General features: G+C 64.7%; 19 protein-coding genes and 1 tRNA gene. 13 read left to right on the top strand and 7 right to left on the bottom strand.

The features are described from left to right. Positions 1-33 precede the first annotated feature (33 nt). Genes ON33_RS38535 through ON33_RS24800 form a run of 6 tightly spaced genes read left to right on the top strand, consistent with a single transcriptional unit; the run spans position 34 to position 5509 of the window. The gene (locus tag ON33_RS38535) at positions 34-444 is read left to right on the top strand and encodes a PhlB family protein (protein WP_157184715.1); all 411 of its coding nucleotides are present in this window, start codon (positions 34-36) and stop codon (positions 442-444) included. Beyond that, positions 441-1583 (top strand): thiolase family protein, encoded by a 1143-nt coding sequence (locus ON33_RS24820; protein WP_040861476.1) that lies wholly within the window; start codon positions 441-443, stop codon positions 1581-1583. Before ON33_RS38535 ends, ON33_RS24820 begins: the two co-directional genes overlap by 4 nt. Then, positions 1583-3127 (top strand): class I adenylate-forming enzyme family protein, encoded by a 1545-nt coding sequence (locus ON33_RS24815; RefSeq protein ID WP_169336841.1) that lies wholly within the window; start codon positions 1583-1585, stop codon positions 3125-3127. Before ON33_RS24820 ends, ON33_RS24815 begins: the two co-directional genes overlap by 1 nt. After that, positions 3120-3890, top strand: coding sequence for a crotonase/enoyl-CoA hydratase family protein (locus ON33_RS24810; protein WP_040861474.1), 771 nt, complete (start codon positions 3120-3122; stop codon positions 3888-3890). Before ON33_RS24815 ends, ON33_RS24810 begins: the two co-directional genes overlap by 8 nt. Position 3891: 1 nt before the next feature. Then, positions 3892-4809 carry an SDR family NAD(P)-dependent oxidoreductase gene (locus ON33_RS24805; protein WP_040861473.1) on the top strand — a complete coding sequence of 306 codons (918 nt, stop codon included), beginning with the start codon at positions 3892-3894 and terminating at the stop codon, positions 4807-4809. Between the two features lie 37 nt (positions 4810-4846). Next, positions 4847-5509: a TetR/AcrR family transcriptional regulator gene (locus ON33_RS24800; protein ID WP_040861472.1), complete on the top strand. Its 663-nt coding sequence runs from the start codon at positions 4847-4849 to the stop codon at positions 5507-5509. 24 nt (positions 5510-5533) lie between these two features. Here the strand turns inward: ON33_RS24800 and ON33_RS24795 are convergent, their stop codons facing one another. Then, positions 5534-6979, bottom strand: a complete 1446-nt coding sequence (locus ON33_RS24795; protein ID WP_040861471.1) for a phytoene desaturase family protein — start codon at positions 6977-6979, stop codon at positions 5534-5536. After that, complete coding sequence (locus ON33_RS24790; RefSeq protein WP_040861470.1) at positions 6976-8445, bottom strand: class I adenylate-forming enzyme family protein; 1470 nt, start codon at positions 8443-8445, stop codon at positions 6976-6978. Before ON33_RS24790 ends, ON33_RS24795 begins: the two co-directional genes overlap by 4 nt. 201 nt (positions 8446-8646) lie before the next feature. Between ON33_RS24790 and ON33_RS24785 the strand changes: the two genes are divergently transcribed. After that, on the top strand, positions 8647-9921 hold the full coding sequence (locus tag ON33_RS24785; RefSeq protein ID WP_040861527.1) for a PucR family transcriptional regulator: 1275 nt from the start codon (positions 8647-8649) through the stop codon (positions 9919-9921). Between the two features lie 267 nt (positions 9922-10188). Here the strand turns inward: ON33_RS24785 and ON33_RS41605 are convergent, their stop codons facing one another. Both ON33_RS41605 and ON33_RS24780 read right to left on the bottom strand, forming a co-directional pair. Beyond that, positions 10189-10362 (bottom strand): hypothetical protein, encoded by a 174-nt coding sequence (locus tag ON33_RS41605; RefSeq protein ID WP_157184714.1) that lies wholly within the window; start codon positions 10360-10362, stop codon positions 10189-10191. A 23-nt stretch (positions 10363-10385) separates the two neighbouring features. Continuing rightward, positions 10386-12182, bottom strand: coding sequence for a DUF3556 domain-containing protein (locus tag ON33_RS24780; protein WP_051152750.1), 1797 nt, complete (start codon positions 12180-12182; stop codon positions 10386-10388). A 422-nt stretch (positions 12183-12604) separates the two neighbouring features. Between ON33_RS24780 and ON33_RS24775 the strand changes: the two genes are divergently transcribed. Both ON33_RS24775 and ON33_RS24770 read left to right on the top strand, forming a co-directional pair. Then, positions 12605-13045, top strand: coding sequence for an MFS transporter (locus ON33_RS24775; protein WP_157184713.1), 441 nt, complete (start codon positions 12605-12607; stop codon positions 13043-13045). A gap of 243 nt (positions 13046-13288) precedes the next feature. Next, positions 13289-13684, top strand: a complete 396-nt coding sequence (locus ON33_RS24770) for a VOC family protein (protein ID WP_040861469.1) — start codon at positions 13289-13291, stop codon at positions 13682-13684. A 131-nt stretch (positions 13685-13815) separates the two neighbouring features. Here the strand turns inward: ON33_RS24770 and ON33_RS24765 are convergent, their stop codons facing one another. Both ON33_RS24765 and ON33_RS24760 read right to left on the bottom strand, forming a co-directional pair. Next, positions 13816-14358, bottom strand: coding sequence for a hypothetical protein (locus tag ON33_RS24765; RefSeq protein WP_040861468.1), 543 nt, complete (start codon positions 14356-14358; stop codon positions 13816-13818). After that, positions 14355-14600, bottom strand: coding sequence for a hypothetical protein (locus tag ON33_RS24760; RefSeq protein WP_040861467.1), 246 nt, complete (start codon positions 14598-14600; stop codon positions 14355-14357). The genes ON33_RS24765 and ON33_RS24760 overlap by 4 nt, the downstream gene beginning before the upstream one ends. Before the next feature lie 724 nt (positions 14601-15324). Between ON33_RS24760 and ON33_RS24755 the strand changes: the two genes are divergently transcribed. Next, a complete protein-coding gene (locus tag ON33_RS24755; protein ID WP_245550696.1) occupies positions 15325-16593 on the top strand; it encodes an ATP-binding protein in 1269 nt (422 codons plus the stop codon). Between the two features lie 72 nt (positions 16594-16665). Here the strand turns inward: ON33_RS24755 and ON33_RS41600 are convergent. Beyond that, positions 16666-16797 (bottom strand) — tRNA-Ser (locus tag ON33_RS41600). A gap of 293 nt (positions 16798-17090) precedes the next feature. On the opposite strand from ON33_RS41600, the gene ON33_RS41595 reads away from it, so the two are divergent. From ON33_RS41595 to ON33_RS41590, 3 genes are all read left to right on the top strand, one after another. Beyond that, complete coding sequence (locus ON33_RS41595) at positions 17091-18242, top strand: hypothetical protein (RefSeq protein ID WP_157184712.1); 1152 nt, start codon at positions 17091-17093, stop codon at positions 18240-18242. 417 nt (positions 18243-18659) lie between these two features. Next, positions 18660-19115, top strand: coding sequence for a DUF4189 domain-containing protein (locus ON33_RS39965; protein WP_083869267.1), 456 nt, complete (start codon positions 18660-18662; stop codon positions 19113-19115). A 353-nt stretch (positions 19116-19468) separates the two neighbouring features. Beyond that, complete coding sequence (locus ON33_RS41590) at positions 19469-21277, top strand: hypothetical protein (RefSeq protein ID WP_157184711.1); 1809 nt, start codon at positions 19469-19471, stop codon at positions 21275-21277. Positions 21278-21317: the final 40 nt, after the last annotated feature.

The raw sequence follows: 21317 nt of genomic DNA, 5'->3' as shown, positions 1-21317 counted from the left end.
GAACGCTTAGCAAGGAAGTTGCAGGAGGTTCCGATGCGCGTCGCCGCACACCCCCGGTTGTACGACCCATTGCCCGAGGATCCGGTGCTGAACGGTGCCGAGTGCGCGCACTGCGGCCGGGTGTACTTTCCGCCGATCGGGCTCGGCTGCGAGATATGCGGGGCGGCGGAGAGTCGGTTGCTGCCCAAGGCTTTACGGGCCGAGGGAGTGGTGTTCGCCGTGGCGGACGTGCTCATCGATCCGCAGGGTGCGGGGCCGTTCACCATCGCCGAGATCGTCCTCGACGGCGGCCCGCTGATCCGCGCGACCGTGCACCCGGAATCCCCGGCCCTCTCGATCGGTGATCGGGTGTCCGCGCGCTGGCAGGTGGTCCGGCGCGACGACTCCACGGCCGAGGTGGTCGAGCCCGCGTTCGCGGCCGCCGTACCCGGGGTGGACGCATGAGCGCGGGAGCGCGCCCCGCCTGGGTGATCGGGGTCGGGCTGCACCCCTACGGCAAGCCCGGCGGGACGCCGTACACCGACCTCGGCGTCACGGCCATCCGGGCCGCGCTGGCCGACGCCGGAATGAGCTGGAATCAGGTCCAGACCGCGTACACGGGAACGGCGACGACGTCGATGGCTTTGTCGCGCTTGATGTATCGGCATCTGGGGGCCACCGGCATTCCGATGGTGCAGGTCGAGAATGCCTCCGCCTCGGGGTCGAGCGCCTTCCGGCAGGCGTATCTGGACGTGGCCTCCGGCGTGCACGAGGTGGCCATCGCGGTCGGCGTCGACAAGCCCTCGAACGTCACCATGCCGAACCGGGCCGCCGGGCTCGAGGACCTGGTCGGCGATCGGATGCTGCCGGTCACGCACTTCGCGCTGCTGGCCTCGCGCTACCTGCACGAGACCGGTGCGACGCCCGAGCAGATCGCGCGGGTGGCGGTCAAGAACAGCCGCAACGCCGCGCTGAACCCGAATGCCCAGCGACCCAGGGCCAGAACGCTGGCGGAGGTGCTGGCACCGCCCGTTCTCAGCGGCATCTTCACACGCCTGCAGTGCTGTCCGATCGGCGAGGGCGCCGCGGCGGCCATCGTCGTCTCGGATCGGGCCATCGAGGAACTCGGCCTGAACCGGGATCGGGCGGTGCGGATCCGATCCTCGGCGCTGCGGTCGGAAACCTATTACGGCACCGAGAATTTCGACGCGGCCCTGACCGCCGAGACCACCGCCGAGGCGCTGGAAGGCGCGGGGGTGCGCGCGGAGGAGGTGGATCTGGTCGAACTGCACGACGCCTTCACCGTGGAGGAGCTCATCTATCTCGAGGCCATGGGCATGTGCGAGCCCGGACAGGCCGCGGCCGCACTGGCGGCTGGCGAATTCGATATCGGCGGCCGGGTGGGGGTCAACACCTCCGGTGGGCTGCTGTTCATGGGCCATCCGATCGGCCCGACCGGCGTGGGCCAGATCGCCGAACTGACTACTCAGCTGCGCGGCGAAGCCGGTCCGCGCCAGCATCCCGACGCCCGAATCGGCCTGGCGCACATGGTGGGCGTCGGCGCCGTCTGCGCGGTACACGTGCTTTCCCGCGGGGAGGAATGATGATGGACCAGCCCGACACCGGCTCTCCCGAATTCTGGGCCGTCCACCGGCCGGACCAGCCGGCGGTGATCAGCGGCTCCACGACCCTGACCTACAAGGCGTGGAACGACGCCGCCGACCGCGTGGCGGAGGGCCTGGCCCGCCGTGGGCTCACCGCCGGCGACCGCGTCGGCATGCGCTTCCGGCTCTCGGCGGAATGGTTCGTGATCCAGCGCGCTCTGCAGAAGCTCGGGGTGGCGCAGGTGGCCGTGAACTGGCGGCTGACGCCCGACGAGGTGATGTACATCCTTCGCGACAGTGGAGCGAAAGGTCTGGCGTGCAACGACGCTGACGTCAGCGGGTGGGACGCCGACGCCGTCGGACTGTTGATCACCGTCGGGCAGGAGTCGGACGCGTCCGGGGTCCGGTTCGAGGATCTCCTCGAAACAGCCGACGCCCCAGTACGTTTCGGGCCCGCGCGGGCCGCCTTGGTGCTGTACACCTCCGGTACCACCGGCCGCCCGCGCGGGGTGCCGCCGACCGACCCGGCCACCATCACCGATCCCGCGCGGCTGATGCGCTACCTGCGGTCCGTCGGCTCCATCCCGCCCCAGCCCGACGGTGTCCAGACCCTGCTGACCATGCCGATCCACCACGGCGCCGGGCCGTCGATCGCGGCATTGACCTGCGCGCACGGCGGCACGGTGGTGACCCTCGATCCGTTCGACGCGGAAACCGCGCTGCGACTCATCGACCAGCATCGCGTGCAGTCCTGGATCGCGGTCCCGACCATGCTGCTGCGCATCCAGAAGCTCCCCGCCGAGGTGCTCGCGCACTACGATCTCTCGTCGCTGCGGCAGCTCGGCACCGGCGCCGCCCCCGTCCCGCAGTCGCTGAAGGAGTGGGTGATCGAGCGCTTCGGCGACGACGTGCTCTGGGAGAGCTACGGCGCCAGCGAATCCGGCATGATCAGCTACACCGCGCCGGAGCATCAGTTGCGCAAGCCCGGCACCAGCGGCCTGCCCTTCGACGGGGTCGAGATCGCCATCGTGGACGAGCAGTGGAATCGGCTGCCCGCCGGGCAGACCGGCGAGATCGCGGTCAGCACCCCGATCCTGCTGCGCAACTACCTCGGCGGACCCGCGCTCGGCGAGGACGTGATCAAGGACGGCTTCTACCGCACCGGCGACGTCGGCCATCTCGACGTGGACGGGTTCGTGTTCATCACCGACCGGATCAAGGACATGATCGTCGCCGGCGGGGTCAACATCTACCCGGCCGAGATCGAGAAGGCGCTGGTCACGCATCCGCAGGTGGTTGATGCGGCGGTATTCGGCATCCCCGACAGCGACTTCGGCGAGAAGCCGCTGGCCTGCGTTGTCACCGCGCCGGATTCGACGCTGACGGAAGCCGAACTGCTGCGACACCTGGAGAGCAGGCTGGCCAACTACAAGCGGCCCCGGCAATTCGCCTTCGTCGACGACCTGCCCCGCAATCCGGCCGGGAAGGTCCTCAAACACGAACTGCGCCGGCCTTATTGGGAAGGACGTGAACGCAATGTCTGACACGACCGTGCTGACCGAGGTGCTCGAGGAGCACATCCTGCTCATCAGGATCAATCGGCCCGAACGCCGCAATGCCTTCGACGGCGCGACCGCTCGCGCGCTGGAGGCGGTGATCGACCGCTACGAGGACGACGACTCCCTGCGCTGCGCCGTCATCACCGGCTCCGACATCGTGTTCTCCAGCGGTCAGGACCTGATCGCCGCCGCGGTCGGCGACATGGGTGTCGGCGAGCGGCGCGGTGGGTTCGGGATCATGGCCGAGCCGCCGGTCAAGCCGATCATCGCCGCCGTGGAGGGCCATGCCCTGGCCGGTGGGCTCGAGCTGTGCCTGTCGTGCGATCTGATCGTGTCCTCGCGCACTGCCACCATGGGCGTGCCGGAGGCCGCGCGGTCGCTGGTGGCGGTCGGTGGTGGGTGCTTCCGGCTGCCCAAGCGCATTCCGTATCACCTCGCGATGGAGCTGATCCTCACCGGAAAAGCCTGGCCTGCTACCCGATTCGCCGAACTCGGCCTGGTCAACAAGCTGACCGAGCCGGGCGGGGCGGTCGAGGGCGCGCTGGAACTGGCGTGCGAGGTCGCGGCGGCCGGGCCGCTGGCGGTGCGGGCGAGCAAGCAGATCGCTGTGCACTCCTTCGACTGGACCGATACCGAATCCTGGCAGAACCAAATGAAATACGTTGCCGCACTACATGATTCCGAGGACCTGAGAGAGGGCCTGCGCGCCTTCGCCGAGAAGCGTCCGCCGGTCTGGAAGGGACGCTGACATGGTGATCGAACCCACCCTGCGGAGCACCCTGCTGGACGGGCAGGTCGCGATCGTCACCGGCGGTTCGCGCGGAATCGGCGGCGCCACTTCGGCCTTGCTGGCCGCCAATGGCGCGAAGGTCGTCATCGCCGAGGTCGACAAGGCCAAGGCCGAGGAAGCGGTCGCCGAGATCGAGGCCGCCTGCGGGGCCGGCAGCGCCTCCGCGTTCGTCGCCGACCTGGTCGCGCCGGGCGCGTGCGACGAACTCGTGAGCTACGCCCAGTCGTGGTACGGCGGTCTCGACATCGTGGTCAACAATGCCGGCTATGCCTGGGACGGCCGCGTCCACTCGATGACCGACGACCAGTTCCAGGCCATGCTGGACATCCACCTGGTGGTGCCTTTCCGGTTGGCGCGCGCCTGCGCGCCCGTCTTCCGGGCCGCCGCCCAGGCCGATGCCGCGAACGGCATACTGCGCCACCGCAAGACGGTGATGGTCTCCTCGATGGCCGGGCTCATCGGACTCGACGGCGCGGCCAACTACGCTTCGGCGAAGGCCGGCGTGCTGGGCCTGATGCGCACCCTGGCGCAGGAGTGGGGCTCGATGCACGTCAATGTCAACGCGGTGGCGTTCGGTGTCATCCAGACCCGTTTCGGGCTGCCGCAGTCCGAACGGGAGGTCATCCGCACCGGCGGGCGCGAGATCCAGGTCGGCATGCCGGCCAAGCAGGCGCGGCGGCTGGGCATCACCGTGGATCCCGACGTGCCGCCCACCGACGCGGAGATGTACGCCGCCAAGCCGATGCCCTTCGTCTCCCTGGGCCGGACCGGCACCATCGGCGAGGCGGCCGACGCCATCTTCTGGCTGTGCTCGCCGCTGTCGAACTATGTGACCGGTCAAGTCGTGCCCGTGAACGGTGGGTCGCGACTGGGCTAGTTAGGGTTGCCGCATGGCGGGTCGCACGGATAGGTCAGTGGCGCGGACGGAAACGGTCCCCGGGGGTGCCGCGGCCCCGCCTCCGCGCCGGACCCAGCAGGAGCGCTCCGCGCAGGCCGGGCAGGCGCTGCTGGACGCCGCCGAGGAGCTGTTCGCCCAGCGCGGTGTGGACCAGACCTCGCTGGCCGAGCTGGGGCAGGTCGCCGGGTACAGCCGCGGCCTGGCCAATCACCATTTCGGCAGCAAGGCCGCGCTGGTCGACCAACTGGCACAGCGCATTCAGGCGCGCTTCATCCAGGAGAACGACAGCGCTGTCCCGGCCGGGGATCCCGGTGATGTCGTCGAGGTCCTGTCGCGGCTGATCCGGGGCTACCTCGAGGCCATGATCCGGTATCCGCGGACGGGGCGCGCGTTCTTCGTGATGTGGGGCGCCGCGATCCCTTCCGAGGCCCCGCTGCGCCCGGTCTTCGCGACCGACGACGAGCGATTCCGCCGCGGCGTCGAGGAACTGCTCCGGGCCGGCCAGGCCAATGGCACCGTCACCGGCGACATCGATCCGGTCTCGACCGCGGTCGCGCTGACCGGGATGGCCCGCGGCGTGGCCGCCCAGCACCTCATCGCGCCCGACGCCTTCGATCTCGCCGCGGCGATCGAGGCCTGCCAGCGGTTCGTCGAGCGGAGTCTCGCTGCCACGACGTGAACCCGAATGGTGATCACCTATTCGTCAGATAGTGCGGTGGTGGGTAATCCGGCGTCGTTGCTGGAGGTACCGCAGTGCCGCGCCCGCGGCGTGGGCGCCACACATTCCGTGGGCGCCGGGTCCCGGTGGGGTGGCCGCCGAGCAGATGTACATGCCGGGCACGCCGATCGTGTACGGCGACAAGGTGATCCGGGGGCCGAATACCAGCTGGCGAATGTCCTTGGATCCGGTCATGATGTCGCCGCCGACGTAGTTGGGGTTGTATGCGGCCATCGCGGTGGTTGCGCGGACGGTCCGGCCGATGACGCGCTCGCTGAATCCAGGTGCGAAGCGTTCGATCTGAGCGGTGATCGCCGCCGTCGCATCGCCGGTGTATCCGTTGGGTACATGGGCGTAGGTCCACACCGGATGGATGTCGCCGACCGATCGCTGCGGATCGGCCAGGTATTGCTGCCCGACCAGTACGAACGGCCGTTCCGGCAGCCGTCCGGCGTGGATCTCGCGTTCGCTGGCGGCAAGTTCGGCGTACGTTCCGGCCAGATGCACGGTTCCGGCGCGTCGCGCATCCGGATTGGTCCACGGCACGCCGCCCTGCACGGCGAAGTCGATTTTGAAGGCCCCGGGTCCGCGCCGGAACCGGCGCAGGGCGCGGGCGATTCGTGACGGGAGACGGTCACCGAGGATACCGGCGACCGCCTCGGGCGCGAGATCGAAGAGCGTGACGTCGGCGGGCGGCAGCTGAGCCGCGGTGTCGACGCGGATTCCGGTCTCGATCGTGCCGCCGAGGTCGGCGAGCAAGGCCGCCAGGGCGTTGGCGATCGATTGCGAACCGCCCGCAGCGACGGGCCAGCCGTAGCGGTGTCCGGCTGTGAGGATGCCCAGTCCGATCGCGGAGGTCATGGGGTAGTGCAGCGGCCGGAAAGCATGGGCTGCGACGCCTCCGAACAGGGCTCGGGCCTGATCGCCGCGGAAGGCCCGCGCCAGGGCCGAGGCCGGCAGCACGGTCGGAATACCGAAGCGCGCCAGCGTCAATGGATGGTGGGGGAACCTCAGCAGCGGACCCATGATGTCCTGGGCCAGTGCGTCGTAGCGGGCCGATGGCCGCTCGAACAGTAACCGCCACAGCGTCGCGTCGCCGCCGAGCTCGGCCGCGGTCTGCTCGACCGACCGGCGCAGTACACCGGCACTGCCGTCATCGAGCGGATGCACACAGTCGATTTCCGTTGTGCGCCAGGACAGCCCGTACTCCTCCAAGCCGAGCCCGGCCAGAAAGGGCGAACCGACCGCCATCGGATGTGTGGCCGCGCAGTGGTCGTGCAGCAATCCGGGGACGACGGCCTCGCTGGTGCGGGTACCGCCACCGATCTCGTTCGCGGCCTCGAGGACGGTCACCTGCACACCGGCCCGGGCCAATTCGACGGCGGCGGCCAAGCCGTTGGGCCCGCTGCCGACTATGGTCGCGGTGCTCATGCGGTCAGTGGGGTTCGGGCGGCAAGGCGGCGCAGCGCGGGCTTGTCGATCTTGCCGACGGCGTTCTTCGGCAGCGTGTCGAGCACCGTGACGGCCGCGGGGAGTTTGTATTTCGCCAGCGACTTCTGCAGATGTCGCTCGATGTCCGCGCTCGCGAGCTCGCGGCCGGAGTTGAGCGAGACGAACAGCACCGGTTGTTCGCCGTACACCTGATCGGGGCGGCCCACGGCAGCGGCCTCGGCGATGTCGGGCAGTCGATGGGCGGCGGTTTCGATCTCCTTGGGATAGATGTTCTCCCCACCGCGAATGATCATGTCCTTGGCGCGGTCGATCAGGACGAGATAGCCGTCGGAGTCCAGGCGGCCGATGTCTCCGGTGCGCAGCCAGCCGCCGATCAGGGTCTTCTCGGTCTCCTCGGGCTTGTTCAGATAGCCGCGCATGACATTGGGTCCGGACACGAGCACCTCACCGGTCTCGCCCTCGGCGGCGGGAGTGCCGTCGTCGGCGGCGATGCGAATGCGCTGTCCGGGCAGGGGCAGCCCGACCGTACCCGGCTTGCGCAGGCCGGTCGGCGGGTTCAGTGTGCTGGCGCAGGTGCCTTCGGACAGTCCGTAGCCCTCGACAATCGTTATGCCGTAACGGGTTTCGAATTTCTCCAGCAGTTCCACACTGGCCGGGGCAGCGCCGCAGATCCCGAACCGCACCGCCGAGGTGTCCGGACGCACCTCGGGTGGCAGGTCCGACAGCATTGTGTAGATCGTCGGCACCGCCGAGAAATAGGTCGCCCGGCTGGTCTCGAGGCGGGAGAAGAATTCGTCTGCGCGGAAGCGGCCCGCGACGGTGGTGCTCCCGCCCGCGAGCAGCGGGGAGAGTACCGACACCACGATTCCGTTGACATGGAACAACGGGAGGATCAGCAGGCTGCGATCGGCGGGCCCGAGCGAGAGTGCCTCGATCACCATGTGGCACATGGCGTTCAGGTTCGCGTGGTCGAGCATTACGCCTTTGGGGCGGCCCGTGGTTCCGCTGGTGTAGATCAACAGCGCCAGTGTGTGATCGTCGAATGCCGCGCTCTCGTCCGAAGAGCCGAGTTCGGCGACAGCCAGGTGCCGCACCGGAATGGTCCGCACCGGTAGATCCTCGATCGGTTCCGCGGCGACCAGGACGACCGCGTTGGCGTCGGCGAGCTGATAGGCGATCTCGGCGGGCACCAGGGCGGGGTTGATCGGTGTGACGGCCGCGCCGAGCCGCCAGGCGGCGAACAGGCACACGATCAGATCGGCGGTGTTGGGCAGCATGACCGCGACCACGTCGCCGGCACGGACGCCGTCCGCGCGCAGTGTGCTCGCCGCGCGCAGGACCGCGTCGAGGAACGCCGCGTTGTCCAGCTTCGCGGTGTCGTCGGTGATCGCGAGCGCCCGCGGATTCTCGAAGGCGCGTGCGTCCGGTAGTTCGGGGAAGTTCATCAGCAGTCCTAGCCAGCGGTGAAGTGATCCAAGCCTTCGAAATCAGGCGCAGTGACGCGGACCACGGTACGAGGGCCGATGTCTCCGGGGCGCTGTCACGCGGTGATGAAGTCATTCCGGGCTTTTGTCTCCGGGGAACAAGAAGATCGGGAATCGGGACCCGGAAAATGGGCGCCGGTCTAGGGTGGAGGTGTGACGAACATGCGTCACGACGACGTCGACGCGGCGCGCTTCGTCGCGGCGATAGCCGCCCGGATGAACGACCGGGTCACCGATGTCAGTACGGCCATCCGCGCATTCCTGGAAGGTGATATCGCCGAACTGCGCGGCGATCCGCGCACCGGCGAACTTCTCGGCGCGAGCGTCGAATCCAATGTCGCGACCATTCTGAACGCTTTGCGCTACAGCCTGCCGGTCGCGGGTATCCAGGCCCCGCCCGCCGCTGTCGAGTACGCAAGACGTCTTGCGCAACAAGGGGTTCCAGCCACAGCGCTGATTCGCGCCTATCGTCTCGGGCAGCGCCGGATGACCGAACTGGTCTTCGCGGAACTGCATACCCTGGCGATTCCGGCCAATGACCGCATCACCGTCGTCGAGCAGATCACCGAGATCCTCTTCGATTACATCGACCGGATCACCGAGCAGGTCGTGGCCATCTACGACGACGAGCGCGCCCGCTGGCTCGAGAATCAGAACAGCATTCGCGCCGTTCGGGTCCGCGAGGTGCTCGAGGGCCGCACCAGTATCGACGTCGACGCGGTGACCGAGGCCATCCGGTATCCGCTGCGCTGGCATCACGTCGCGTTGGTGCTGTGGTACTCCGATTCCGAGACCGACGGCGATGCTATTCCGCGGCTGCAACGCTGGATCCGCGAACTGGCCGACGCTGTCGGAGCCGCGTCGAATCCTCTGGTCGTCGCCGCCGATCAGGTCAGCGCGTGGGCGTGGTTACCGTATCGGTCCGATCCCGGCGACCCGGTCGCCGAGATCCGGAAATTCGCGGTCGCCCGCCAGAGCGGACCGGATATCGCCATCGGTGGTCCTGGCCAGGGCCTCGAAGGATTCCGGTACGCGCACCGCAGCGCCCAGCGCGCCCGGACTGTAGCGCTGGCTCGCGGCCTGCCCACCGCGGCCGTTGTCGCGGCGAGCGATCCCGGTCTGGTCACCGCTGCCCTGTTGAGCGCCGATCTGGCCGAAACCCGGGCCTGGGTGAGCGAGGTGCTCGGCGACCTGGCCGGCGACAATGAGAACGACGCGCGCCTGCGCGACACCCTGCGGGTGTTCCTGCGAACCGGATCCAGCTACAAGGCCGCCGCCGCGGAAGTGGATCTGCATTTCAACTCGGTCAAATATCGCGTCGCCCGCGCGGTCGCCCGCCGCGGCCGGCCGATCGGGGACGACCGGCTCGATGTGGAGCTGGCGCTGTTGGTGTGCCACTGGTACGGGTCGGCCGTGCTGCGTTCAGCGACGCGGTAATGGCCTTCGCGCCGTGCCCCACAGCACAACTCCCGCAGGCGTTTTCGTCTACTCGGGACAATGGCGCACCCGGTCGCCCGCCCTACAGTTCACGGTACGGATCGCAGCTCGAAGCTCGTATCGATCTATGGCAGCTCGATATTCGGCAGTGTCGCCCGAGCGGACGGCCGGCGACACCTGCGAGAGCCGTCAGTCTGCTGTCCCGCTGATCGACCGATGCGCCGAACCGCTCGCGAAGTGTGGTTCGGCGCTATCCTTGGTTGTGCGTCAGCGCGAAGCGCCGGCCAGATCGCGGTTCGGCAACTCCATCGTCCGCACCCGCCGGCTGGCTTCGCCGCGGTAGTGAGCGGTCGATCCGGTGTCCTTCGGCAGTTTCGATGCGTACGGGATGCGGGTGAACCGCACTACCGAGGCCATCGCGATCAGCAGAATGCCCAGCATCGCAAGGATTTTCGACGATCGTTTCATCGTCCGGCTTCGTTTGGCACGGCAGTGGCCCGGTCGGTTGCGGGCAGTGACCAGGTCACCTGGGTCGGGATGGGCCCGTTGGGCAACCACGGCTGCTCGGCGACGGCATCGGCGACTTGCCAGGTGCCGCGTTCGATGACCCCGAGCGCGGCATCGATGAGCTTGTAGTGCTGGATCCCGCTGCCGAACGCTTCCGACTCGACCCAGGCGATGACGAGCTCGCCCGGCTCGAAGCGCGCCTCGTCCTGCACCGCCCGGATCAGGTCCTCGTTGTGCAGGTGTCCGTCGCCGAAGTTGAACCCGATCAGCGAGTTGCAGGTGAACTCGCCCTCGCGCACGGACCGGGAGTCGATGTCGGGCAGGTTCTTCAACAGCACCGAGAACAGGCCGCGGCCCTGGCTGTGCATGGTTCGCCACGCGGTCGTCTTCTGCAGCGTGATCTCGGCCCACTGGGGCTCATAACCGAATTCGATGAACTGGTCGATCTGGTTCGACGCCGTTCGGGTGACCCGATTCAGCTTCGCCTCCGCGCCCGGCGTGAACGTCCACACGGCCGAGGCCCAGTTGCCCGCGTACTGCCGCATGGACGGCAGGAACGACACCTTGTCCGGGCGCAGGTTGCCCAGTACCGGATAGAACAGCAGTCCGGCCGCGATGATCACGGTGAGCAACGGCGAGGACATGTCCGGGACGGCGTATCCGTCCCAGTTCGGAAGCCCGAGGAACAGGAACACCGTGGCGTAGGCGAACAGGATGTTCCACTCCAGCGGAACCGCCAATGGGAACGTCGAGGCGATGAAGAGGTGGAAGATCACCATGACTGCCGCCGCGGCCACCGTCAGGTACACATTGGTCGACAGCAGCAGCACCAGCGGCGCGATGATCTCGACCGTCGTCCCGCCGACGTGGGCCATCACGTGCGCCGTCCGAGACGGCCGCAGGTCCCGGGGGAAGTTTCGGTAATGGGCGCGCTTGATCGCCTTCGACGGCATCGAGGGGCTGTTGCTGACCATCGGCGGAACCACATTGGAGAAGTGCTTGCCGAACTTGGAGAACCCCGCGCCGACCCACACCACCACGATCAGCATCTTCAACGCGATGATCATGTCCACGAACGGCAGCGCGGCGAAGAACACCAACGCGGGCAGATACTGCTCGCCGCGTGCGCCGAGGAAGACCGTCTTGTCCCGCAGGCCGTTCAGGATCAGCAGCACGATCGGTGCGATGAGCAGAGCCGGGCTCACCAGCCCGGAAGCGTTGCCGGGCAGGACCGCCGACAGCGAATCATTGTGTACGCCAGGCGAAAACAGGGCGATGGCCAAGGACGCCAACAGCGCGACATAGAGCGTGACGTCGAACCAGGTGCGCCGATTGCCGCCGGTGAACGGCATCCACTTCCACGGCCGCAAGCGGATGGTGCCGGGCCTGGCCCAGAACAGGATCCCGCCGGTCATCGGCTTGACCTTGCCGGCCAGTGGACCCCAGGATCCGGCGACGCCGATGCTCTCGAGCAATACCGTCCACAGAATGGCCTTCTGATAGACGATCGGCTGATTCCACCACTCCGTCACGTGCCAGAACGCGGGCAGCCCGGAGGTCAGTGTCGCCACCGTGATGCCGCCGATCGCGTAGAGGACGGCGAGCTTGAGAATATAGATGGCGTGCACCATCTTCGGTGAGCCGAAGCCGTTCTCGGCCCAGTCGAGCGCGAGGACGCGCATCCGTTCCATCAGCGGTTTCTGCAGGAAGAGGTCCGGATCGACATCGGGTAGATCCGGTTTGGTGAATCCCATGGGCGAGCTCCTGTTTCGATGGGACACGCGGGGCGCGATCGACCTGTGTGGCCGCCGCGCACGGCGGTCTTGTGCCGAGCGCCATAACCGTAGGAAGAACGTGACCGGCGACACACTGTCGCGTGCCGACCAACTTCGCCGAGGGCGTTGTGTCCAGCGGACAAACGGAGGAGACCGGGATTCGAACCGCCGACCGAACAGCGCGAGACGGCTACCGGAGTCCAATGTGCCCGGTATGGACCACATGACTGTCTCGGCGATACAGCCCGCCGACGGCCGATCCACCATCTGATGTCAGCCATCCGGTGCTCACGGTGATGTCTGATTCTTGCCAGCCGCACGGGCGTTCGTAGCGTCGGGATCATGGAAGCGGAACTGATTGCCGTTGACCGGATTACGAGACTGCGAGCGCCGTGTGGTTCATGGCCGTCGCAGCCGCGCTCGGGACCCCCAGTATTCATCCGCTACAGCCCGCCATCGCGGACGTGGCCGGATCGTTCGGAGCATCGCTCACCGAGGTCGGGGGAGCGTTGGCGAGCGGGCCGGTGGGGTACATGCTGGGGCTCGCGTTGCTGGTGCCGCTGGTGGATCGGATGGCGCCGCGGACGGTGGTATCAGCGCAGTTCTGGGCGCTGGGGGTCGCGCTGGCCGGGGCAGCCGCGGTCGGGTCGGCGTGGCTGCTCGGCATCGCGCGCGGCGTCATCGGGGCCGGATCTTCGGTCGGGGCAGTACCTGTCGGCCTGGAATCGACTGTGCCACAGTCGAGGAACGATGACGGTACGGAAGCCCCGGGCAATCATGGGGCGGTCTGTGCCAGACTGGTCAGTGGCGCAGGAGTGTGCGGGTTCGCCAGCGGTATTTGAGCAGGGAGGCAACGACTTTCGGGGATACGCCGAGGAGTCTGAGGCTGGCGAGGGGTGAGGTGCTGGGGCGGGTTTCGAGGTAGGTGTACATCTGCTCGCGGGTGACCAGGCCGTTGCGGAATGTCCAGACCGGCCTCCGCGCCGCCGCCGAAGTCCTCAACCGCCTGTGAACGAGACGGTTTCGAGTATGTGAACGTCGGCAGGCGCGGACAGTCCGGATCGTGCTCGCCCTACGCTCACCGAGTGCATCTGGAACTGATCACGATCATCGTCGACGAGTACGACTCCGCCATCGAGTTCTTCGTCGGGACACTGGGTTTCGACCTGATCGAGGACTCGCCCTCGCTCACGAACGACGGCCGCCCCAAACGCTGGGTCGTCGTTCGCCCACCCCGTGCCGCCACCGGAATCCTGCTCGCCCGGGCGGACGGGGACCGGCAGCACAATGCCATCGGTGACCAGGTCGCCGGGCGGGTCGGATTCTTTCTCAGGGTCAGCGACTTCGAGGGTGCGTATCGCCGGATGCTCGACGGCGGAGTGCAATTCGTAACCGCACCGCGCAGTGAACCCTACGGTCAGGTCGCCGTCTTTCTCGACATCGCCGGAAACCGCTGGGACCTGCTGGGTCCGGGCTCATGACCGAGAACTATTTGTCAAGCGCCTGTGCTTCACAGTGAAATCGGAGACCCGGATTTCAGGGGGTCCGGCAGAGCGTGGCGGCCGCGGTTCGGCGGACTCCAACTCTTATTCGGCGGACCTGACGCCCCGTCCTACTCCGGTTCTCCGTCTGTGATCACGCCAGGCTCAAATATCTGCGCAGCTGACTCCACCACCAAAGCCGAGTCCAACCACCGCGTCAGCTGCGCGAGATCCGAACAGCCGTTGACCCGCTCCCGAACCGCCTCGTCGACGTCGAGCCCACGGCGATGCAGAATCCGCAGCACAGACCCCGCCAACGCCTCCGCCCGCCCCTCAGCCCGGCCGATAGCCTGGTGTTCTCGCGCAAAGTCGCTTTCCCAGTGGTAGTTCTCGATCGCGATAGCCACGAGCTCCTCCCACTCCTTCCGGTACCGGGCCGGTACACATCGGCTGATGTGGTCATGGTAGTGGACACGCCAGTCCGGCTGGAGGTGCTGCATTGCCTCCAGTGCCATCGCAAGCACTTTGGGCCGTTCGTCATCGCCCAGATGCCCGGGAGCCGACAGCAACGCCAACTCTGGCCACTGATCGGCCTCGGCGACCGTCGTGACGGCCGGCAGCATGCCCGGCCAGTAGGTCCGCGGCCGGAAGACGAACTCGGGATGACCGGTCACGACCGGGCTGCGACCCGGCGGGCGGTGGCCTCGTCCGGACAGAACGCCAGCAGCACGACCGGGCAGCCCAGCCGCTGCCGCGCATGAGTGACATAGGCGGGCCAACTCAACGCGATCCGTTCGAGTTCGGAAGCCCCACAGGAGTTCTGGACCTCATGAACGATCGCGAACTCCGGTTTCTCGGCCTTCGCGCCGACCAGCACGACATCCAGATGCAGCTCACCCGGAGACAACAAGGTCACTGTTTCCGGCCCTGGCCGCCAGCACGGTAGGTCCGGCACCGGCAACCTCAACACCGCCCGGGCGATCTGCGGTGCGACCTCAGGGCGATGACGCAACAACTGCAACGGAATCTCGTGACGAATGGACGGCACCCAGCAAAATTAGCCGTACATTCGAACATGCGTTCCTGGTTGCTCGGACATGCCCGAATACTCCCGCTCTGGGCGCGTCACCTCGCTTCCCATTGCGTCGCAGGAGGATTCGCGAGAGATCGGCACCCTTGGCCAGATCCAATCTCGACGTCAAGAGTGACTGGTATGTCTTCACCAGGTGGGAGAACCAGGCAGCACATAAAGGCCCCGGACCTAACGTCGTGGCCTGAATCGGGGGACAAAAGCAAGGATCCCCACGTCGTCGACCTGGGGATCCTTGGTGAGTGGACCTGACGGACCAGCATGCGAACCGGGCGGTGCTGGTAGACGGGCCGGACATCGCGATCAGGGCGGTCGGTACCCGGCCTGGCTCGGTCGGCGGTGCCCGATGATCGGGACCGCTCCGCGTGGCCGACCGCAACGAATCATCTGCGGATCAAGCCGCCGACTCATCAACAGTGCTCCGGCAAAGCAGCTGCTCCAGCGTCGGCAAGAAGCGCACGACCGTAGCGGCAGAACGCGCATACATCTTGCGGCAGATCGCGCGCACAATATGCGGCGGAACGCGCACGATATGTGCGACACTACCGCGGTGACCTCGTCCTTCTCGTCATCGCCTATTGGTCGAATCCTTCCCCGCCATGCCCACTCAGCAGTGCACGAGGCGCTTGCAGACACTCGCGTGGTGCTGGTTAACGGCGCTCGTCAATGCGGAAAGAGCACGCTGGTTGCCCGGATAGGGAGGGAGATCGGCGCGACCTGGCGGAGCCTCGACAAGCCGGAGACTCGACAGGCAGCCGGCTACGACCCGACGCAGTTCGTCCTCGACGATTCCCTCTTGATCATCGACGAGGTCCAGCGAGTGCCGGAACTGCTGTTGGCGATCAAGGAGACCGTCGACGCCGATGGACGACCCGGCCGGTTCTTGCTAACCGGTTCGGCTCATGTCATGGCGCTCCGCAGCGTTCCGGACGCCCTTCCCGGACGCATGGAGACGATCGAACTCTGGCCACTCTCCCAGGGCGAAATCGACGGCACCCCCGATAGATTCATCGATTGCGCCTTCGAGCGCGGACCACAGCTACGCCATGACGGTACCGAGAATCGCAATGACTACATCGAACGGATCGCACGCGGCGGCTTCCCGGAAGCCGTTGCACGAGAAGGCAAACGACGCTCTCGATTCTTCTCTTCCTACGTCGCCGATCTGATCAACCGAGACGTCATGCAACTGTCCGAGATCGAACGCTCCGCAGAGATGTTCGCCCTGACCAACCTCGTCGCGGCCAGATCCGGTCAACTCCTGGTACCCGGCGCCCTCGGCAATGAACTCGGCCTGCCCAAAGACACAGTTGCCCGCTATCTCCGCCTCCTGGAAGAGGTTTTCCTGATCAAGCGAATCCCCGCTTGGTCACGAAACCTGACCACCCGGGCCGTCGCAACCTCCAAGGTGTTCATGGTCGATTCCGGAATCGCCACCTATTTGTGCGGTGCCGACCCACGCGCACTGCGCGCGGTGAACGGTCCGCTCGGGTCACTTCTGGAAGGCTTCGTGGCCGCCGAACTCGCTCGTCAGCTCACCTGGTCCGACCAGGAGGCCCGCATGTTCCACTACCGCACCCGCGACAACGTCGAGGTCGACATCATTCTCGAGAACAACCGACGCGAGGTGATCGCCATCGAGGTGAAAGCCGCCGCCACGGTCAAGGGCGAAGACTTCCGCGGTCTCCGCCACCTCGCCGAACGACTGGGCGACGACCTCCTCGCCGGATACGTCCTCTACACCGGCACCGAAACCCTCCCGTTCGGACCGAAATTCCGCGCCCTGCCGGTCAGCGCCTTGTGGAACACACGCCCATGACCGCCTCGAACGGTTCGCGTGCTGCCACGAAAACAACAGAGCCGCAGGTTATTAACCTGCGGCTCTGCCGTTTGGTGGAGCTAAGGGGAATCGAACCCCTGACCTTCTCGATGCGAACGAGACCTTGATCCGTATTGTCTGTTTCTGGTAGCGGGTGATCTCGTTTGCTCTGCAAGCTGACCAGCGCTCTTACCTGATGACTCCGTTGGCTGGGATGGGCAGCCCACGGCAGTGCTGCGGACGAACTGCGGACGGCGGCGGCCCATCTCGGTGATGAACCGATGGGCATGCTGCGCTGCTCTGGCCACACTGAACAGCGCGGTATGCGGCAGAAGCGGATGTTTTCAGTCCACTCTTCTGCCAGCTGCGGTCGACCTTTCTGGTGCCAACAGGCACTTCCTACACCACTGCGAACAATTTGACCGAAATGACCGAAAATTGCGCCCTCGGCGTCGGTCCTTCGGATCGCCGTCCTGCCTACGTGCCATCATTGTGTGGTGAGTACTCACCCTCGCGATCGCGATCTCGAATACGACCTGTCTGAACAGCTACGTTTCCTTGTCAGCTCGGCCACCGCATTTGACGGAGGTGAACTACCCGAATCGAAGCGCATCGCCGTCGCCATTAGAGTGTTGGTCCACGACACCAACAACAGCCATAGCCTGCTTGCGCAGCTTGGGATCAAGAAAAGTCTCACATGGGCTGACAGCGCTCCTGTTATCGATCGCGATCCGAACATTGTCGGCCGCAGTCCCGGACTGACGGCCATCGGTATCGGAAGCGATGGGATCATTTTCGTTGCAAGAATGTCCGACCAGATCGAACAGTCGGTCTCGACTCGATATGTGAGCTTCGACGACTGGTGGCATGGACCTGTTCTACTCGACGCCAACGGTGCCGAATTCAGTAGGAAGGACCTTGTTCTGGCTCTGGCGAACAAGGATGGCGGGGCTCATATCGATCGATTGAACGAGAATACCTATGCGCTGGTTCACTCGAACAGCACCGGTTTTACGCGATTCGGCGGTGATAACGCAGCGGGTGAACCGATACCAACGCCCATCTACGCATCCGTGCGGACAATCGCCGAGGAATTGCTTCTGACTCTACGTCGCGGCGGCCGCGACGTACCCTGTTCGACTGTGACTCCCCCGCCCGGGATAATCGACGGGTTCCTGGCGGGCGATATCGTTGACCCACCACCGGTATTCGACAAGTCTAGAACCGGCGTTTCCAGTTCGACCTTCAAATTCGACACACTTCCCGGGGTGACATTCACCGCGACGCGGGCGAAGGACGGCCAATCCGACGACGGTGTCAAACACACATTTCCCGCAGGCTGGCTGGACATCGTCGGCGTCCTCGACGCAACAGGGGAGATAGTTCACGGGTCGGGAGTGGCCGGACCCACGGAAGAGTCCGCCCCGCCACCGGGCGCCGCGGTCGATCCGTCGACACCGACGGCTACGCAATTCATCTTCGATAACTTCCCGCAAGCTACGTTCTCCGCCAAGCGGTCAGTCGACCGACGGGAGACAGCTGGTCCGTTCGGTCTACACGTACAAGAGGCTGGATGGGTCGACCTCTTTGTCACGCTGAGCGGCTCGACATGGCCGATCGGCGGCTTCGCCGGGCCGGGAGGATCCTGACGGCCTTTCGCCACTCGAATAGCGCTGCCCGAATCATACTCAACTCGGCATGAGCGGACGTCCCCAGCGCCTAGAACCGAACGGCCGGTTGATCCTCCGCCGTGCGGCGCCGGCGCGGCCACAGGCGACGACGCTGCGACGGGGCTTGAGCTATTGCTGCTGCACGCAGTCATGGCCACCTCTATAACCGGCAATGCGAAGACAGTCCATTTCATATATTCTCCTTGCTCCTCTCTCCGATCCATGTTGAACGCCAGTTCAGCGCTCATGTCGCGGCGCCCGCCAACCCCTGGTGCCGAATCCGGCTCAGGCTGAATAGGTTTGCGTATCGGTCAATCGGTTGACCGGGCTACGTCGGCGGTGATAGTTACTAGCGCGAGCTCGATGAGGCGAATCCGACAAATGTAAGGGGGAAGCGTGAACTCACGCTTCAGTGGTGCTGTCCTGTCTATTTCCGCGGCGGCTGTGACCAGTCTTCTCGGGGCGGGTGTCGCACACGCAGACATTCGATGGGGAGCTATCGCGGAAGGTACATACGGGTTCAATACGGTCACGAACTATCCGAGCAGACAAGAAGCCATCGATGCGGCCGTTGCGAATTGTAACAACGCATATCCGGCACGCTGGGTGGATACCGGCTCGGGGGGCGGTCATACGGCTGGCGGCGACTGCAAAGCGCGCCTGGTCTTCCCTAGTGGTACCTGCGCCGCCATTGCCCAGGGGTACGGGATGGATTCGAAGGGAAACCTCGATAGCTCTCCGAGCAGGTACTCGGTCGGTTCTGGCGCGTCCATCGCCGAAGCTGACTTCGATGCGATGGCCAAGAACACCGGCTACAAAGTCAGCGTCATAAAGTCGGTCTGTCAGAGCTGAGCCAGCGGATGTCTGGCCGGTGAGGGAGAGCCTCCGACTACAACGTTGGCTCCCAGGCTCGTGAAGTCCGGTCGCGATGTTCTTCGTGCAAGCGGCGAACCCGTGCGGCGGTTCGTTTGGCGGTGACTGCGGCGGATGTCGGCGGTTCGGGCCCATGCGCGGCGTTCTGGAGATGCTGCACGGCTCCAGGTGGTCTGTGGACTGTCTTTGGTAAAAGTGGCCGGATCGGTTAGTACGACATGCAGTTATCAGGTACTAATTGCACGAGATGCCAAGCATCAAGCCAGGTCTATGTGTCTCGCAGTTTTTGGTCGGGTGCGCAGTACCATGACGAGATTGGAGCAGTAGGAAAGATGAGTGGCGTAATTCCACCGGAACCGAACCTCATTGTGGCGTCCGAAATATTTGGGCGCAGCTTTAGGCTGGCTGACCGTAGGGAAGTCTGGTCAAGCTGTAACCTGAAGCGCACTCTTGGGCTGGTCTCAAGAATACTCGCTCATCTCGATTATTCAATGTTGACTAACGGCTGGCAAGCCTTCGAACGGAAGTGGGCGGCTGGAGCGCCGGGGCAGGAGGGTGCTGAAATAAGAAGGCGCCTTGCGGTAGGGCATTATGCCCTCGCTCCATTTTCAATGGTGCAATGCGTCAAGGAAATTGTGATGTACGCCGATCCGGTGGGTGGTGGAGACCTCGGGTCGCTGGACTTTATTAAGTGTGTTCTTGGAATCAATGAACAGGTGGACTCTGATGCGGTGAGTGAATCGGGTGCGTGGCCAGAGCTCAGGGATGAATTCACCCTGTTCGCGATCGCCGAAACTTCGGGAACCCACGCCGCGACAATTGCCACCTTGTGTGCGGACGCGGGCGATATCTGGTACCGCAGATGGGCTCCAACCACTGACCCCGGACTCTTGGTGGACATCGGTGATGGTCCTGCAGACATGTTCAAGGAAGCCACTGGGATCAGCATTGATGACTTCTTTGCGCTTGGAATGCTGATCTATCGCAATTTTGAGACCAATAGCGGAGATTCGAGCGTTTCTCCCACGATATTCGAAGAAGCCAAGGTTCCGGAAGAAGTCAAATTATTCTTCCTGGAAAACTGCACCTCGACCCTAGGTAATCTGAGAGCGGAGCTACTGCGAGGCGAAGACGGTGATGCAATCAACCCATGGTCACGCTATGTACTCCAGCAGCGACCATTTCTTATATTGGATGATGGCTCGATAATTATGCTCCGCCTTCAGTATATGCTAGAGCGGTTTTTTGGAGATCATCCGTATCTTCAAGCGAACTGGATTCTGAGTAAGATCCCTGAGAAAAAGAGGACGGCCGATCACTTCGCTGGAGCAATGCGTCACCTATTCGAATATCGGGTGGGTGAGGTTCTTCAAAGGATCTCTAGGTCGAATTCGCCCCGTGCGGGCGGGATTGTACTTGCGGATCCAGACTTTCGGACTGCGTGGAGTATCCCCAATGCTAAAGAGGAAGATGAAATTTGCGATTGGGGATACTATCATGAAAACTTCGCCCTCTTGATCGATGCTAATATGCGAAACCTCTTGCAAGGACTGGCTGAGGGTACCGCTGACATCTCGGTTCTTGAAAAGGATTTTCGGGAGAAGTACAAAAAGAAGTTCAGTCAATTGATATCGACCGTCGAGCAGTTTAGGGAAAAGGGCTGGCCGGACGGTAGGGTGAGCATTGACGAGAACACTAAGTTTATCCCACTTGTGTTGGCGCCCGACGGCGGCATGGTCATCAACCCAATGACTCAACTAAAGATCCTTGAGATCGCAATGCCTATGGTTGCTCCCCTCGGGGGCTGTTCGCTTCCCCCTGGGATTATTAGCTGGCGCGAGCTCTTGATTCTTGAAGGGGAGGTGGAAGAGCGCGCTATCGATTTCATAGAGCTTCTAGTGGACTGGCGATTCTCCGGTTCCGACGGCGAGTCGCTAGCCACGTCATTGCAGCAATTTATGGAGATGCAATCTGGTTATGCCGGAAAGGCTCCAAAGTATTTCGAGGCAACGATGATCGAGTGCTTTGAACGTGCTACGCAACAGGGCTTTTCGTGGAGGCTGAGAGATCTGTCGGAATCCGATCGGCGCCGCGAAATTAATAGGTATCAGGCCTTGACTGGAAAGATCTGGAGGAAATGATCGGCGTGTAGCTGCGAGTTGATGACTACGCATCAATTCC

The organism is Nocardia niigatensis NBRC 100131, from assembly GCF_000308655.1.
GTDB classification, from domain to species: domain Bacteria; phylum Actinomycetota; class Actinomycetes; order Mycobacteriales; family Mycobacteriaceae; genus Nocardia; species Nocardia niigatensis.
Note: the sequence above shows the minus strand (reverse complement) of the source record. Positions and strands in the feature narration are given on the sequence as shown.

Bases quoted from the DNA above. Each gene is read 5' to 3' on its own strand.
- ON33_RS24795 (WP_040861471.1), bottom strand. From the start codon at position 6,979: ATGAGCACCGCGACCATAGTCGGCAGCGGGCCCAACGGCTTGGCCGCC.
- ON33_RS24775 (WP_157184713.1), top strand. From the start codon at position 12,605: ATGGCCGTCGCAGCCGCGCTCGGGACCCCCAGTATTCATCCGCTACAG.
- ON33_RS24815 (WP_169336841.1), top strand. From the start codon at position 1,583: ATGATGGACCAGCCCGACACCGGCTCTCCCGAATTCTGGGCCGTCCAC.
- ON33_RS41605 (WP_157184714.1), bottom strand. From the start codon at position 10,362: ATGCTGGGCATTCTGCTGATCGCGATGGCCTCGGTAGTGCGGTTCACC.
- ON33_RS24805 (WP_040861473.1), top strand. From the start codon at position 3,892: ATGGTGATCGAACCCACCCTGCGGAGCACCCTGCTGGACGGGCAGGTC.
- ON33_RS24785 (WP_040861527.1), top strand. From the start codon at position 8,647: ATGCGTCACGACGACGTCGACGCGGCGCGCTTCGTCGCGGCGATAGCC.
- ON33_RS24780 (WP_051152750.1), bottom strand. From the start codon at position 12,182: ATGGGATTCACCAAACCGGATCTACCCGATGTCGATCCGGACCTCTTC.
- ON33_RS24820 (WP_040861476.1), top strand. From the start codon at position 441: ATGAGCGCGGGAGCGCGCCCCGCCTGGGTGATCGGGGTCGGGCTGCAC.
- ON33_RS38535 (WP_157184715.1), top strand. From the start codon at position 34: ATGCGCGTCGCCGCACACCCCCGGTTGTACGACCCATTGCCCGAGGAT.
- ON33_RS24810 (WP_040861474.1), top strand. From the start codon at position 3,120: ATGTCTGACACGACCGTGCTGACCGAGGTGCTCGAGGAGCACATCCTG.
- ON33_RS24790 (WP_040861470.1), bottom strand. From the start codon at position 8,445: ATGAACTTCCCCGAACTACCGGACGCACGCGCCTTCGAGAATCCGCGG.
- ON33_RS41590 (WP_157184711.1), top strand. From the start codon at position 19,469: ATGAGTGGCGTAATTCCACCGGAACCGAACCTCATTGTGGCGTCCGAA.